Raw genomic sequence first — 15,034 nt, forward strand, 5'->3', positions numbered from 1 at the left:
CACGGTGTTCTCACTCACCCGCCATCCGGCCTGGCGCAGCCGCACGGTGACCCGCGGGGAGCCGTCCCGGCCGCCCCTCTGGCGGAAGACCGCCGCGACCGCGGCGTCCAATCGTTGCCGGCGCCCCGCACGCGCCGACAGCCCACGCGCACGCCACTTATAGAACCACGCCTGCGACACCCCCAGCGCCCGGCACGCGGTCGCGTGCGAAACACCGTGCTCGGCCCTCTGAGCGGCGATGAAAGCGGCCACCTTCACCGGCCCATCGCGTCCTTGACCCAGAGGGCCACCGAGCGTTTGAGCACATCACGCTCCATCGCCAGCTCAGCGACCTCTCGGCGCAGCCGGATCAGTTCGGCACGCTCGTCCTCACCCAGGCCATCGCCACCAGCCCGGCGCCGCTGCTGAGCCATGTTCACCCAATTGGCCAGGGTGCCCGCATTGACACCCAACTCCCGGGCCACCCGCACGACCGGCTTGCCCGTCTCCTCGACGATCCGGACCGCACCGTCCTTGAAGTCCTGATCGAACTTCCGTCGTGTCTCTGTCATCGCCGTTTCCCCCTTAAGGCGATGTCTCTACGTTACGAGGGGAAGCCCAGTCATCGCCGTTTCCCCCTTAAGGCGATGTCTCTACGTTACGAGGGGAAGCCCACCTATGGGGAGCTCATGCATGCGGCCGTACGGCCTCCTCGATGACCGGATCTGGACATCCCCTCCATTTATTCGCAGTGATCTTTACTTATGTTTGGTCTTTGTGTGAAGATCATCCAGTTTGGCTGGAAAGATCAAGAAAGGCCGGAGTGAAGACACATCCCCTTAGGCTTGGCGCGCTCGTTCGCCGCCGCCGCCCCTCCCTGATAGCCCTTTTCGGGCTGTCAACCTCCTTGCTGGTAGCACTGCCAGCTGCCGCTGACCCCACCTCCACCCCCACGCCCTCTGCTTCCACGGCACCGGCTCCTGCAGCAGACCCACTGACCTCCGCGAAGGCCGAGGCCAAGAAGCAGAACAAGCGCATCGAGATCGAGGCCTACCGGACGGAGACCTCAACCACCTACGTCAACCCCGATGGCAAGACCTACTACGCCGAGGTGCATTCCACCCCCATCCGGGTGCAAAAGGACGGGGCCTGGCAGTCGATCGACACCCGCTTGGTCGAACAAGACGGCGTCATTAAGCCCAAGGCCATCAAGGGCGACCTGACCCTGTCAGCCGGTGGCGACACGGCCTTGGTGAAGATCAAGAATGAGAAGGGCAAGGCCGCGGTCGCCGCCACCGGCAAGCTGCCCAAGCCGCGCCTGATCAATAACACAGCCACCTACCCGTCGGTCTACGGCAAGGGTGTCGACCTGGTCGTCACCGCCACCCCAACCGGCTTCCGGCAAGATGTAGTGATCCGCGAGCGACCCGCCGGCAAGTTGAAGATCCGCATTCCCGTGGACCTGCCCAAGGGGATGCGCTACGGCAAGAACACCTCCGGAGACTTGGCCCTGCTCGCCGACAAGGGCGGCAAGGAACTCGTCGACATCACCACGGCGCAGATGATGGACGCGGCTGCGGTTGCCGACCCCGAAAAGGGCCGGGTCGGCACCGCGGCCATGACCGCCGCACAGACCGGTACCGGCCAGGAACTGGTGATCTCCCTCGACGCCGGATTCCTCGCCGACCCCGCAGTCACCTACCCGGTCACCATGGTGGCGGCCTCCGACACCTGGACTGGCACCGGCTTGGACGGCGATACCTTCGTCAGCGACAGCTACCCCAGCAGCTCCACCAACCAGAGCCTGGACCGCATCATCGCGGGCAAGTCCAACAGTGGCAGCGTGACCTGGCGGGCTTACATCCGCTTCAACATCGCTAACACCCCGCTGATGGGCGGCACGGTCGAAAACGCCGACCTGCGGCTGTGGAACTACCAGTCCAACACCTGCGACTCCGAGATCAACTCCGGGATCATCGCCCGCCCGATCATCACCGATTGGAACATCAACACGCTCAACTTGAGCAACCAACCTTCGGTGACCGGCCAGGCGTTCGCCGCCAATAAGGGCGCCTACGACATCGACTGCTCACGCGGCGAGGGTGAGCTGTACTACTCCATCGAGGAGATGGTTCAAGGCTGGATGGACGGGGCGAAGGACTACGGTGTCCGCCTCAGCGCCGTCGCCGAGAGCGACATCACCAACTGGCGCTGGTACCGCTCCTCGGAGTACGGGTACTGGGGCGAATACTCTCCTCGTGGCCCTGTCCTGTTCGTTCAATACACTCCGGCACCCCCAAAGTATCTCGTGGTGCCCCGCGCTTATGAAGGCTCTACGCCCCCTGAGACCACGTATGAGGAGGACAAGGCATGGATGGAGTCGGGCAACGTCTACGTTGATCAGCTTCCTCCGACGAAGCCCCTCTCGCCGGAAGAGGCGATGGCCGACGCGATAGCGAAGGGCAGGTCGGCCAAGACCCGCCTTCTGGACGCGCACTATCCAGAGGAGCTCACCGATCAGGAGCTGGTGAACGGACTCCACGGCGACGATGATCCGCCGTCGGATGAAACATTGCCCGACCCCAATCCCCTTCCCCCCGAGGACACCACACCACCGAAGGTCTCGACTACCACTCCCTCGAACGATCAGTCTGACGTTCCGGTCGGCAGTGTGATCACGGCGGTATTCGACGAGCCGGTGACCGATGCCCAGATCGTGGTGAAGGACGCACAGGGCGCCGAGGTAGCAGGGAATGCGGCTATAGACACGGCAGACACCACACTGACCTTCACCCCGAGCGCGCCTCTGACCGCCGGAACCGGCTACACCGCTGAAGTCAATGGAGCCAAGGACTACCCTGGCAACGTGATGGCGGCGCACGCGTGGTCGTTCACCACTGCCGGGTCCGACACCGACACGCCGACTGTGACTGGGACCGAGCCGGGCCGGGACGCCATGAACGCGCCGCTGAACACCACCGTAAAGGTGACGTTCAACGAGGCGGTGTCCGAGGTACAGCTCACGGTCAAGGACCCGTCAAACGCACTCGTGCAGGGAACGCTAGCAGGCGGTAGCGGAAGCGCCGAATGGACCTTCACACCGGCAGCTCGGCTCGCAGCCCAGACGGCGTACCAGGTCGAGGTCGGCAACGCCAAGGACACCTCAGGCAATATCATGACGCCCTACATTTGGTCGTTCACGACGGGCGCGGACGCACCGCCCCCGATTCCGGGGCTGGTGGCGGCCTACGGCATGAACGAGGGCACGGGCACGAACGTGGCTGACTCCTCTGGGAAGAACAACACCGGCGCCGCGGCTAACACGAGCTGGAACTCTGCCGGCAAGTTCGGCAAGGCACTGTCATTCAACGGCACCACTAGCATGGTCGCCATCGGCGACGCCCCCTCGCTGCACCTGGCCAGCGGCATGACCCTGTCTGCCTGGGTGAAACCCACCAGCGTGACAGGCTGGCGCACAGTAGTGGCGAAGCAGCTCGCTTCCGAGGAGGGCGCCTCGTACGTGTTGTACGCCTCAAACGGGACCACCGGCCCCTCAGGCTGGTTGCAGACTGGTGGCCAGGCGTCACAGGCTGACGGAGCCACGCCATTGGCCACGAACGCCTGGAGCCATGTGGCAGTCACCTATGACGGCACCACCGCGCGGCTGTATGTCAACGGAAGCCAAGTCACCGAAGTCCCGCTCAGCGGCGAACTAGACGACGACGGCGGAGCCGTGAGCATCGGCGGGAACAACGCCTGGGGTGAGTTCTTCAGCGGCCTGATCGACGAGGTGCGCATCTACAACATCGCGCAGACCGCAACCCAGATCCAAACCGACATGAACACCCCCATCGGGGTTTCCGGTCCCACCCCCACGCCGACCCCCACGCCGACCCCCACGCCGACCCCTACGCCGACCCCCACGCCGACCCCCACGCCGGTGCCCGGGCTCGTGGCGACCTACGGTATGGAACAGGGCGCTGGCACGACGGTTTCGGACTCCTCTGGGCAGAACAACACTGGCACCGCCGTTGACACGAACTGGGCCTCTGCTGGCAAGTTCGGCAAGGCGCTGTCGTTCAACGGCACCACCAGCATGGTCACCGTCGGTGACGCTGCCTCGCTGCGCCTGACCAGTGGCATGACCCTCTCAGCCTGGGTGAAACCCACCAGCGTGACCGGCTGGCGTACGGTCGCCATGAAGGTCCTCTCCTCCGGAGACGGCGCACCGTACGGTCTGTACGCCTCCGACAGCAGCGTTCCCGCCGGCTGGCTGCTCACCACCGAAGGCGAACAGGTCAGCCCCAAGGGCACCACGGCACTGTCAATCAACACGTGGAGCCACCTGGCACTCACCTACGACGGCGCTACTGCCAAGCTGTACGTGAACGGCACGCAGGTAGGTCAGTTAGCCATCACCGGAGACTTCATCGATGACGGCGGCGCCGTCTACCTCGGAGGGAACAACGCCTGGGGTGAGTTCTTCAGCGGCCTGATCGACGAGGTGCGCATCTACAACATCGCGCAGACCGCTAGCCAGATCCAAACCGACATGAACACCCCCGTCGGGGCCGCCGCGGCAACAAGTGGGGCAGTGCAACAGCTGCGCACAAGCGCCGCTGCCGTCCCCGCCCCCGGGATCGAGAAGCTGGCGGTGAACGATAGCCGCACCGTAGACGGCGTTACCATCGCTCCCACCCTCACCCCCCGCCTGACCACCTGGCTCTCCGCTGGGCGCGGCGGCGAGGTGAAGGTGGAAGTGGAAGTCGCACACAAGCCCGCCAAGTCGTACAAGATCACCAAGGGCAAGCGGCTGATCTGGTCAGGCCAGGCCACCGCGAAGCCTGGTGATTCCCGGGTGGCGCTGCAGATCCCCAAGGACCGACTGCAGGCCGGTCAGGAGGTGAGATGGCGAGCCCGTGTCACCGGCGCAGGCAGCGAGAGTGCCTGGACCGACTGGCATGACCTCATCGTCGACACCTCCGAGGTAGGGCTCCGAACCGCCGCCATAGCGGCAGCCCCTGACCCGGTGGTCGTCAAGCGACAGCTTCGCAGCGTGCGAGGGGGCGTCACGCCGACGCTGAATTTTCAGCAATGTTACAACGCGGCGATTGTCGGCGGCTCATCTCTCACAACAAGCTCCTTCTCCTATTGTGACTCCTCCGGCTTCATGATAGTCATTTGGGATGAAAGCATCCCCTTCCTTCCTGTAAGGATAGGCAGGGTGTGGGGGCGCCAGCTCACGTACCTCCAAGGGGAGCGGGAAAAGCGCGAGTTCGCGGTCCGCAAACACATCACTATCGACAAAATCGAGGGCAACAAGGATCCCCAATTTGCCTTCACCACTAAGTGGGGCTCGACGAAGAGCGCCGACTGCTCCCACAACTCCGCAACTGGAATGCTCGATTACTACCCTGTATCCCAATGGAAAAATGCAAGCTCGCGGCCCGAATGGGCTAGAGAAGATTTCTTCTCCGCTAGCAAGGGTTCGGGATATCACCAGATAAGCGACTGTACGGTCAATTATGCAATAGTCGTTAAGCATCCGCTTGACGGCTCGATTTCCAGTACGCCGATCTATGGCGCAGGAACGTTCCGCTGCGACACATCCCCTCAGATCGACTGGTATTTGTACGGTGGATGCATTCACAAGGCAGCTGTTATGTCGTTTACGATGACCAGGGATGACTTCGCCGTCACAAAAAATGGAGACGTCATACAATTCCCGAACATGTATGATCACATCAAGCGCGCGCTCACTCCTGGGTCATTTACATATCCCAAACCAGGAGGAGCTTCCTATCCTGACCTGACTCAGGCGAAGGCGATCCCGGGCGGAAGTTGGAGGCTGAAGGATCTGCTGTATCGCAATGGATATCAGCCGACAAAGGACGGGATTCGCACTACCGCCAAAGCCGTCTGCACTAAAGAAATCAAGCCGAAGGAGGGATATGATTGCGATGAGTTCCCGTTCGCAGCGACCCTGCAAGGTGCAGCGCGCGCCAAACCTCCACACAACTTCTCGGTTTGGCTGATAGAATCCGCCGAGAATCAGATGCATGGAACCGTGTTGAATGCATGGTTCCAGAACAATCGAATTCTGAACAACGACCCGTTCTGGGTTGACATCCAGTAACCTCATCAAAGGGCCTATCCGGGCGCTGATTGGTCAGCGCCCGGATAGGCCCTACCTCTCACTCTCGCCTCGACCTCGGAAGTGTCAGGAAGATCATGGCAAGCATCATCACCGAACTCCTTGACCGGAGAGAGATAGAAAAATACCTGTCCGGTGTCGCAGGCGTTGGGAAGAATTGGGTTCTCAATGAGATCCCCACCGACGCGGAAGGTTGGATTGGCACCGGCGACGACGGGATCGTGATCGACGAGCTCGGCAGCGAAAGATGTCTGATCAAATACGAACTCTGGGACGGGCCACCACCTGTCCTCGACACCTGGGACAGGACCTGGTCCGGAAGCGTGCGCCTGACCTCCGGAAAGATTAACAGCGTCGAACAATATTCCGGAGATGTGTCCTGCAACGAAGAATTCGACCTTGGTAGAGAGAACAGCGTCTGGCAGGTCAGAATCCACCGCAAGTCTCTCGGCCACGAAGAGTTCACGACGGATATCGTTAGCTTCACTCTGCTCAAGCTCCAATTCTGGCTGGACCACTGAGGCTGGCGGTGGCCCGCCCGAGCCGGTGGGCCACCGCCGTTAGCGGTCAGGGTTCGTAGATCACGCCGTCCCCATCGCGGTCCTGGTACCAGTCGTACTCTGCGTCCATGCCGCGCGGGCCGTACCCATTGTCGTTGGCTTCACGTAGGTGCGAAGCCGCGGATCCAGGCCACAGTTGGGATCACGATCGGCGTCAGGGTTGAGGCGGGCGCCGATTTACTACTGGCGCCGCGTCAACCCTCTCGCAGACGATTCTCTCCCCGTACTGAGGTCAGGGCCCCGGCGTTCTTGAGTTTTGATGCGGTATGGCGCGGTTGAGGGTTTCGGCAGGTGGCATACGAAAGAGCGCGACTTCTGCTGATCTTTCAGGTCTCCAAACCGTAGGATCGTCGCAGGAGCCGCGCTCGTGTCCCCATCTTCCCTGACCAGCCCCCGTCCCGTGTCTTGACCAGCTCGCCGACCTGGCGCTGTGGGAAGCGGAACTGGTCGCCGGCCCGCTCGCGGTGGAATCGGCGCTGATGCGCCGGCTGGTGACGGTGCCCGATCAGCGCTCGTCCTGTGGGCTGCGGCATCCGCTGGCGGTCATCTTGCCGGTGACAGCGTGGCGGTGATCTGGCAGTGGTCCGCCCGGACCTCTCAACAGGTGCTCCAGCGGCTGGGCGCCTACCGCGATCCGTTCACCGGGCTGTTCACCGTCCCGAGCGAACGGACCTTCCGCCGGGTCCTGGCCGAACTGGACGCCGATGCACGGGACACCGCGATCAGCGGCTACGCCGCCGATGTCGTCCACCATCAGGTGCCCGTACCGCAGATCCCCGACACCCCCGGCCCCGCTGAGCGTGAACAGCGACGCGCGGCAGCACGGCAACTCACTCATCCTGCCCCGCCCGGGCTGCTGCCCGCCGCGGCGCTGGACGGCAAGGCGCTGCGTGGAACACGCACCGCCGAGGGCGGGCGGGTCTTCCTGGTGGGGGCGATCAGCCACGAGCACGGCGTCATCCTGGGCCAATGCCAGGTCGCCGGCAAGAAAGGCGAGGGCCCCGCCGCCCGCACCCTGCTGCCCCACCTGCCGGTAGAGGGGATGGTCCTGACCCTGGACGCGTTGCACACCACCAAGACCACCGCCCGCCTGATCACCCAGATGGGCGGCCACTACGTCCTCATTGTGAAGGGCAACCAACCGCTGACCCGCGCCGCCGCGCACGCCCTGCTGTCCGGACGGATGCCGAATGGACTGCCGCCACCGCCATCGATGACGATCACGGGCACGGCCGTAGCGAGCGCCGCACCATCCGCACCGCCCCCGCCGATGACGGTCTCTTCCCCGGCGCCCGGCAAGCCTTCCGGCTCCGCCGCGACGTCGGCGAGCCGGATCGGTCCCCGGACGGCCCCTGGATCAGCAAAGAGATTGTGTTCGGCATCACCAGCCTGCCCGCCGACCTGGCAGGTCCCGTCCACCTCAACTACTACGAGCGCTGGCACTGGTGCGTGGAAAATCGGCTGAATTGGGTCAGAGACGTGACGTTCAAGGAGGATCATTCCCAGGTCAGGACGGGTACCGCACCTAGAGAGGGTCTGACAATTCGGCGTGGTGGAGCCAGAGCATCAGGCAGCCGATGGTGGCGCCGGTGAGGTAGCGGCTGGCGAGTTTGTCGAAGCGGGTGGCGATGGCCCGCCACTGCTTGAGTTTGCCGAAACAGCGTTCCACCAGGTTGCGCTGTTTGTAAGTCTGGCGGTCGAAGGCGTGCGGGCGGCCGCCTTCGCTGCCTACAACATCTGATCGCGAGACAGATAGGGACAGAACAATTCAACGCCAGGCCCTGACCGCGGGTGGACCGCGCCAGTAGGTTTCCGCCTGGACGCGTACGTCGCCGAGGTCGAGGCCGTTCACCTCCGCGACTTTCTTCCAGTAGCCGTTCAGCCGCTTGGGAATGCCTGCGGAGTACGGGTCACGCAGGCCATGGAAGCGCCGCAGTTCGGCAAGGACCCGTGGGCTGCCCTGGCCAAGCCCGGAGAGTTTCGTGTCGATTCGCGAATCGGCGGCGTCGACCCACCCCATCCCCAGCGATTCGAAGTCACGATTCGAACCGGAGAACAGCGCCTCCACGGCGTTCTCCAAGAGATCGTTCTCGGTACTCCGGAGGTTTACGATCAAGCCGCTTCGCCTTCTTGATCAGTTCGGGTCAGTTCTACGGGTCCGACGCCCTCCTCTTGGAGGAGAGCCCAACCGATGTTCGGACTACCGGTCCGCGTTTTCCTCCGGCAGCCCACCGCGGCGGAGCCATCGCCCATACCGGAAAGGCCAAAATGGTGGCGTTCCATGGGAAATCCGACGATCATTGGGCCTCCACCCATGAGAACGACACAGACGGCGAGAGCACCGATGGCGGCAGAGCAGGCGCCTCTGGGAGTGGACCCGCGCATCCCCAACGCGGCCCGGATGTACGACTACTTCCTTGACGGCAAGGACAACTTCCAAGCTGATCGGGATCTCGCCGAGCTGGTGCTGAGCGTGCTGCCCGAGACGCGGGACGGCACCAGGGAGAACCGCAGGCTGATCGGCCGGGTGGTGGAATACCTCATCGGCCGGGGCGTCAGGCAGTTCCTCGACCTCGGCTCCGGGCTGCCCGCGCAGCAGAACGTGCACGAGGTCGCCCTCCGGCTCGCGCCGGACGCCCGCGTGGTCTATGTGGACAGCGATCCGGTGGTGTGCGCGCACGGCCGCGCCCTGCTGGCCGAGGGCGACAGGGTGGCCATGGTGCGGGGAGACGCGAGAAGGCCGCAGGAGATCCTCGACGATCCGCAGATCCGGGAGCTCATCGACTTCGACGAGCCCGTCGCGGTCCTCATGATGTTCCTCCTGCATCTCGTCCCCGACGAAGACGACCCGCAGACGTTCGTCGCCGCCTACCGCGAGGCGATGGCACCCGGCAGTTACCTGGCCATCTCGCACGTCGGCAGCGACGCCGCCCCCGAACGCACGGCCCGGATCAGCGAGCTCTACCGGCAGAGCGACGCGGCCTTCTGCCCCAGGACGGCAGAGGAGATCGCCCGGTTCTTCGGGGACTTCGCGCTCATCCCTCCCGGTCTGGCCAACGGGCGGAAGGCGGAGAACGTGTGGCCGTTCACCGACCCCGACGCGGCGCTCCCCTTCGACGAGGAAACGGCCCGCATGGCGTACGTGGGAATCGCCCGCAAACCCTGACGATCCCGTCCCATGCCGATCGCGGCTCCCCTCCCCGCCGGGAAACGACAAGGCCGCCGCTTACGCCCCGCCCGCTCGGGAAGCCGCCTGGCATTCCCCTGCTCCCGGCGGATCACTCCCCCCGCCCCGGGAAGCCGTAACGCCCGAGCCGGTCGACCCGCCCGGCCGTGACCGCCGACCGGACATTCCGCGATCAAGGGCACCTGAGCACCCCTTCCGGGTGTAGAAAGTGCCTCACAGCGCGAAAGCGGCTGTGACCAGACCACAGGAGCCCGTAAGGGCGCGACCGGAAACCCGGTCACCTGCGCAAACGAAGACGGCCCTGAGCCGGTGCAGTCAACACCGGCCCAAGGCCTTGATCAGTCAACCTGCTACCACAGGAGAAAGATCCATGCCCCAGGTTATCGGTGCGCCCGCCCCCATTTCAAACACCCCCTCTGACCAGGCAAGCAACACCCGTCTCCACCCCATCCCCGCGGTTTCGGCGGCCGGGCGGGGCGTCCGGCAGGCGGTGCGCCCCACCGAGCGGTTCACCCAGGTCTCCAACCGGTGGGTCCGCGATACGCACCTGTCGTGGAAGGCCCGCGGCATCCTGTTCTGGCTGAGCTCGCACGCGCCTGGTTTCCGGGTCTCGGAGAAGACCATCGTCTGCGCCGCCCCCGACGGCCGCGACGCGACCCGCGCCGCCGTCAGGGAGCTGGAGACCGCCGGCTACCTCGTGCGCGAACGCGAGCGCGGCCGCGACGGCAGGCTCGGCGGCGTCGACTACATCCTCTGTGATCCCTGGTCGCCCAGGCTCGACCTCAAAGGAGCCGCTCCGGCCGAAGGGGGCGCTCCGCCCTCACCCGCGCCGGAAAACCCGCTCTTGGCCGCGACCCGCACAGACCTCATGAACCCGCAGGTCACGACCTACGACGGAAAAACCAACGTTGGAAAACCCGCCCCCATAAGAAGAACAGAAAAGCAAGAAGACCAGCACCCCGAGAAGAACAGACAAGCCCTTCCGCTTCTCGCCGCAGGCGAGCGTGCGGACCGTACCGCGCCAGGCGCCGTCACGGCGCCTGCGGCGAATCCGAAGGAGCTGACCCGGATGGCGGACGACGTGCTCAGCATGTTACCCGGCCACTACCGCTCCGCTCCGGCCTGGCTGCGCTCCCGGCTGCTGAAAAAGATCTCCGAGGCCCTGACCCGCCACACCCCGCTCGCCATAGCCGACTACTGCGCCAAGTTCGCCGACGATCCGGCGTTCGGGCACTACGAGCACCTGCGCCGTTTCGACGACACGCTTCGGAGACTGGCGGCCGACATCGCCGACGGCACCGCCTGCCCCGGCTGCGGACGCGACCCCCGCCATCCGTTCTGCGACGACCCGGTCCCACGTCGCACGGCCCGCAGCGGCCTGCGGCCTTCGTCACCGTCGATCTCCCGGACCTGGACGCCGCCGGCCACGCCGACCGGTGTGCGCTGGACGCGCTGATCGGGAGCGGAACCCGATCAGCGCGTCGCGGACGACGGCGGTGTCAGCCCAGGTGCCGGCTGAAGAACCGCAGCGTGCTGTCCAGCTCGAACACCGGGATCTCCGCGTGCTTGCCGGGGTTGGCGTGCAGCGTCTTCTCCGCTGAGGCGAAGGCGTCGAACAGCGCCAGACTCGCCGCCCGGGGCACCATCTCATCGTCCCACTGCACCAGGAACTCCACCGGGACGGTGATCCGTGCGGCGGCCTCGGCCGAGGTCTCCGCCCCGTTCAGGCCCAGCACCGCCGCGCGGACGCGGGGCTCGGCGGCGACGAACGGAACGCCGAGTGCGCAGCCCATCGACATCCCCCAGTAGCCCACCGGACCGGCGCCGACGTGGTCGAGCTCCTGGACCGCGTCCAGGACCGCCCGCCATTCCGGGACGCTCTGGCCGGCGAGGAGTGTGTGGAATTCGGCGAGCACCGGAGCCAGTTCTCCTCCGGTCTGCGCGCGGGCCCGCATCTCGGCGATGATCCGGTCGTGTTCCGCACTTCTCAGCCGGTCGCCATGGCCGGGCGCGTCGACGGCCACCACCGCGAAACCGCACTCAGCCGCGGAGCGGCGGGCACGCGCCACGATGCCGGGGGCCTTCTTGTGCTGGCCGCCGCCGTGTCCCATCAGGATCAGGGGGCGGGCCCCGGTGGCGCCGTCCGGCGTCCACAGCACGCCGGGGATCTCACCGAAGGTGAAGGGAAGGGTGAAGAGCTGTTCGGTGACGCCGTCGGACGACGTCTGGGAGGTGAAACGCATTGCGGTTCAAGCCTTTCGGGATGCCTTCTGCGGGCACTCCCTAAGCCATGCGAGGGAGGGAGGCCCGACCTGTCACAACGTTGATCGGTCTCACCTCCTCAGTTCGCAGCACCACACGGCGACGGTGAACCTACCACATTGAAGCGCTCCCCACGACCGAGCTCGATCATTGTCGAACCGTCGGCGAGTTGGACGAACGGCAGCCGCCCGAAGACATGAACCGTGTGCACGGGCCGGTGCGTGCGGATGGTGACCGATGCGGCCTGGGCGACCTTGGCGAGCAGGTTGTCGACTTCGCCGGCGATCAGTTGGGCCGCGGTGTCGGGATCTTCGGCGAACAGCGCACTGCCGGTGCCGCCGTCCGTCACCACTGGTGTCTGGCAAAAGCTGCGCGCCTGCTTAGACCGACCCCGGCCCACGCGCGGTCAGGCAATCAGCTCGCTGTTCAGGTGATCGCGGAACTCACGGACCGCCACGGTGTCGCCGTACGGCTCAAGCTGACCGGAGAACCGCTGGAGAAGGTCGACGGAACGGGCCGAGGTCAATGCCTTGGTCACCGGTATGGCAGCTCGCGCGGTGCCGAGCGCCTGCTCCAGCTCGCCCATTCCCAGGTATGCCTCAGCGGCGTGCACCTGGTTGAACTGGACGGACCGAGGAAGGCGTTCGCTGAACTCGGTCACAGCCGCTTCCGCGCAATCCGCCGCTCGCCGGTGCTCCCCGAGCAGACGCCAGCAGACACCCACCTCGGCGTTCAATTCCGCCGCCTCGAATCTGCTGGTCCACTCCGGATCACGGTCAGTGGTTCCCTTGGCATAGGCGCGTTCAGCCTCGGTGAGCAGGCGTTCGACCTGTTTGGCACGGCGCCCATCCCGAATCTCCGCAGACTTGACCTGCAGAGCTGTCGCCCAAGCCTCCTTGACCAGGATCAACGACATGACGCGCGGTGGTGCCTCGGCCCGGCGGGCGGTGTCGGCCGCGGCTCGCGCGAGCCATACCGCCCAGGTGCCCTGCTCCAGATGGATCGCCTGCCGGGTCAGCGCCGCCAGCGCCCAGACGCCGGTCAGCGGGTCGTCGCCCGTCTTGGCCAGCCTGAGCGCCTGGCCGAAGTGCTGCTGCGCCTGGCCGTGGCGGTTCAGGTCGAAGGCCGTCCATCCCGCCATCCAGGTCATCCCGGCGGCGGCCGTCATCAGCTCGGAGCCCACCCGGTCGTCGTAGTGACCCCGCAGCAACGGCGCCACGGTCCCGTTCAGGTATTCCACGACCACCGGACGGACCAGCCCGGCCCCGAACCGCTGGTCCATCTGACCGAACGCCTTCCGCGCCTCGTTGATCCGCGCGACGTCGGCGAGCCCCACCACGCGACCCGCTCCCCGCCGGGCGGCCGACGCGGCCGGGGTGCCGTAGTTCCAGGAGACCAGCCACTCACCCAGTGCCGAGGGCACGAACGGCAGCGAGGCCAGCAGGTGACGCCGGGACGGATCCATCTCCAACCTCCACAGAAGCGCGGCCGACTTCACGGTAGCCGCCGGCGAACTGTCTCCTAAGTCCGTGGTCGGCCACGATGATGTCTCCCCGTGGCTCCAGCCCTCTATCCACCGTTCGACCTCCACCGCCGACACGCCGAACAGTGCGGCCATCCGGGGCCGGTAGGAGGCCCGGACCCCCTGCTCGCCGCGCTCCCAGCGGGCCCAGGTCGTCGGCGTCACCCCGAGCGCCTGCGCCGCCGACTCCTGACTCATGCCCTGCTGCACACGCGCCCTGACCAGATCAGGACGGCCCCCGTGCCGACGCGCCCCACCCATGCCGTCCCCCTTGGTAATCATTTGACTACTCATTGTGGTGTTCGGGGGTCGCCGCCCACCAGACCGCGCGGGGAAACGACCAGAAATCGACCACCCCGGCCAGGCCGTTCCCCGTCCCCGCCAAACGAGCGGACTTCGGTGTTCACCCCTCCGCCTGTTTCGCGTTTCCTGCTGTCCACGGTCACCGACAGCGAACGGAGCGTTTTTCATGCGGCCATCCGGCGACATCCCCCGGGCTGCGCACCACCCCGCCGAAGATCCGCTCTCTCGGCCGTCTCCCGGCCTGGAGACGGCCGATGCGACGGAACACGGCGGCGTGCGCGTCACGGTCAAGACACTCCACCCGGGTTCGGCCTCACGACGCGCCCGCGCCGTCGTCCGGGAGGCGCTCCAGCGGGCCGGGGTGGGCGACGACGACATCGCCGACGCGGAGGTGATCGTGGCGGAACTGGCCGCCAACGCGGAGAAACACGCCCGCCCGCCGTACGAACTGCGGATCTTCCGCCTGGACGGCGTCCCCGCCTGGTGCGAGGTCGCGGACGGAGACCCCGACCTCTACGAGATCGGCATCATCCTGAACCTGCTCCGCTCGGTGAAGGAGATCGGCCTGCCCTTGCTCGCCGAGAACGGCCGCGGCCTGCTGCTGACCCACCGGCTCTCCAACGGGCACTGCCGTGTCCACCCCGCCACGATCTTCACCTCGGGTACAGCCGGCACCCCCGGCAAAGCCGTCGCCTTCGCGCTGCCCACCCGTTCGGGGAGCCGCCTGACCTTCCCCTGCCTCCCGGCGGATCGCTCCCCCGCCCCCGAGAAGCCGTAGCGCCCGAGCCGGCCGACCCGCCCGGCCATGCCAACCAACCGGACATTACGCATTCAGGGCACCTGAGCCACCGCTCCAGGTGTAGAAAGTGCCTCACAGCGCGAAAGTGGTTGTGAACAGACCACAGGAGCCAGTAAGGGCGCGACCGGGAACCCGGTCACCTGCGCAAACGAAGACGGCCCTGAGCCGGTGCTATCAACACCGGCCCAAGGCCTTGATCAGTCAACCTGCTAGCACAGGAGAAGGATCCATGCCCAAGGGTATCGGTGCGTCCGCACCCATTTCAAAC

13 protein-coding genes are annotated in these 15,034 nt (G+C 65.8%); 6 read left to right on the forward strand and 7 right to left on the reverse strand.

Annotated elements, in window-relative coordinates; translation table 11 throughout:
• Both BM085_RS41950 and BM085_RS41955 read right to left on the reverse strand, forming a co-directional pair.
• A partial coding sequence (locus BM085_RS41950; protein ID WP_177245550.1) for a transposase occupies nucleotides 1–258 on the reverse strand: 258 nt, incomplete at its 3' end.
• On the reverse strand, nucleotides 255–551 hold the full coding sequence (locus BM085_RS41955) for a transposase (RefSeq protein WP_093892276.1): 297 nt from the start codon (nucleotides 549–551) through the stop codon (nucleotides 255–257). The genes BM085_RS41955 and BM085_RS41950, both read right to left, overlap by 4 nt.
• 251 nt (nucleotides 552–802) lie before the next feature.
• Between BM085_RS41955 and BM085_RS41960 the strand changes: the two genes are divergently transcribed.
• The 3 genes from BM085_RS41960 to BM085_RS44050 all read left to right on the forward strand — a co-directional run bounded on the left by BM085_RS41960 (nucleotide 803) and on the right by BM085_RS44050 (nucleotide 8,158).
• Nucleotides 803–6,115: a LamG-like jellyroll fold domain-containing protein gene (locus tag BM085_RS41960; RefSeq protein ID WP_177245551.1), complete on the forward strand. Its 5,313-nt coding sequence runs from the start codon at nucleotides 803–805 to the stop codon at nucleotides 6,113–6,115.
• 95 nt (nucleotides 6,116–6,210) lie between these two features.
• A complete protein-coding gene (locus tag BM085_RS41965; RefSeq protein ID WP_093892292.1) occupies nucleotides 6,211–6,654 on the forward strand; it encodes a hypothetical protein in 444 nt (147 codons plus the stop codon).
• Between the two features lie 601 nt (nucleotides 6,655–7,255).
• On the forward strand, nucleotides 7,256–8,158 hold the full coding sequence (locus BM085_RS44050; protein ID WP_177245552.1) for an ISAs1 family transposase: 903 nt from the start codon (nucleotides 7,256–7,258) through the stop codon (nucleotides 8,156–8,158).
• Nucleotides 8,159–8,218: 60 nt separating this feature from the next.
• Here BM085_RS44050 and BM085_RS47135 read toward each other — a convergent pair whose 3' ends face one another.
• Together BM085_RS47135 and BM085_RS41985 are read right to left on the reverse strand one after the other, a co-directional pair.
• A complete protein-coding gene (locus tag BM085_RS47135) occupies nucleotides 8,219–8,362 on the reverse strand; it encodes a hypothetical protein (RefSeq protein WP_425443298.1) in 144 nt (47 codons plus the stop codon).
• A gap of 99 nt (nucleotides 8,363–8,461) precedes the next feature.
• Nucleotides 8,462–8,761 carry a hypothetical protein gene (locus BM085_RS41985; RefSeq protein ID WP_143121329.1) on the reverse strand — a complete coding sequence of 100 codons (300 nt, stop codon included), beginning with the start codon at nucleotides 8,759–8,761 and terminating at the stop codon, nucleotides 8,462–8,464.
• Nucleotides 8,762–9,037: 276 nt separating this feature from the next.
• On the opposite strand from BM085_RS41985, the gene BM085_RS41990 reads away from it, so the two are divergent.
• Nucleotides 9,038–9,859: an SAM-dependent methyltransferase gene (locus BM085_RS41990; RefSeq protein ID WP_093892297.1), complete on the forward strand. Its 822-nt coding sequence runs from the start codon at nucleotides 9,038–9,040 to the stop codon at nucleotides 9,857–9,859.
• 391 nt (nucleotides 9,860–10,250) lie between these two features.
• Nucleotides 10,251–11,336, forward strand: a complete 1,086-nt coding sequence (locus BM085_RS45110) for a hypothetical protein (protein WP_177245553.1) — start codon at nucleotides 10,251–10,253, stop codon at nucleotides 11,334–11,336.
• 43 nt (nucleotides 11,337–11,379) lie between these two features.
• Here BM085_RS45110 and BM085_RS42000 read toward each other — a convergent pair whose 3' ends face one another.
• The 3 genes from BM085_RS42000 to BM085_RS42010 form a co-directional block, all read right to left on the reverse strand.
• Nucleotides 11,380–12,123, reverse strand: a complete 744-nt coding sequence (locus tag BM085_RS42000; protein ID WP_093892299.1) for a dienelactone hydrolase family protein — start codon at nucleotides 12,121–12,123, stop codon at nucleotides 11,380–11,382.
• Between the two features lie 98 nt (nucleotides 12,124–12,221).
• Nucleotides 12,222–12,491: a hypothetical protein gene (locus BM085_RS42005; RefSeq protein ID WP_143121330.1), complete on the reverse strand. Its 270-nt coding sequence runs from the start codon at nucleotides 12,489–12,491 to the stop codon at nucleotides 12,222–12,224.
• A gap of 57 nt (nucleotides 12,492–12,548) precedes the next feature.
• On the reverse strand, nucleotides 12,549–13,925 hold the full coding sequence (locus tag BM085_RS42010; RefSeq protein ID WP_177245554.1) for a helix-turn-helix domain-containing protein: 1,377 nt from the start codon (nucleotides 13,923–13,925) through the stop codon (nucleotides 12,549–12,551).
• A gap of 316 nt (nucleotides 13,926–14,241) precedes the next feature.
• Between BM085_RS42010 and BM085_RS42015 the strand changes: the two genes are divergently transcribed.
• A complete protein-coding gene (locus tag BM085_RS42015) occupies nucleotides 14,242–14,745 on the forward strand; it encodes an ATP-binding protein (RefSeq protein ID WP_177245555.1) in 504 nt (167 codons plus the stop codon).
• Nucleotides 14,746–15,034: the final 289 nt, after the last annotated feature.

Origin of the sequence: Streptosporangium canum (assembly GCF_900113865.1) — a bacterium.
In the GTDB taxonomy this organism is placed as follows: Bacteria; Actinomycetota; Actinomycetes; order Streptosporangiales; family Streptosporangiaceae; genus Streptosporangium; species Streptosporangium canum.

Coding starts and splice junctions, on each gene's coding strand:
- BM085_RS41955 (WP_093892276.1), bottom strand. CDS start 551: ATGACAGAGACACGACGGAAGTTCGATCAGGACTTCAAGGACGGTGCG.
- BM085_RS41965 (WP_093892292.1), top strand. CDS start 6,211: ATGGCAAGCATCATCACCGAACTCCTTGACCGGAGAGAGATAGAAAAA.
- BM085_RS41990 (WP_093892297.1), top strand. CDS start 9,038: ATGGCGGCAGAGCAGGCGCCTCTGGGAGTGGACCCGCGCATCCCCAAC.
- BM085_RS45110 (WP_177245553.1), top strand. CDS start 10,251: ATGCCCCAGGTTATCGGTGCGCCCGCCCCCATTTCAAACACCCCCTCT.
- BM085_RS42000 (WP_093892299.1), bottom strand. CDS start 12,123: ATGCGTTTCACCTCCCAGACGTCGTCCGACGGCGTCACCGAACAGCTC.
- BM085_RS42010 (WP_177245554.1), bottom strand. CDS start 13,925: ATGGGTGGGGCGCGTCGGCACGGGGGCCGTCCTGATCTGGTCAGGGCG.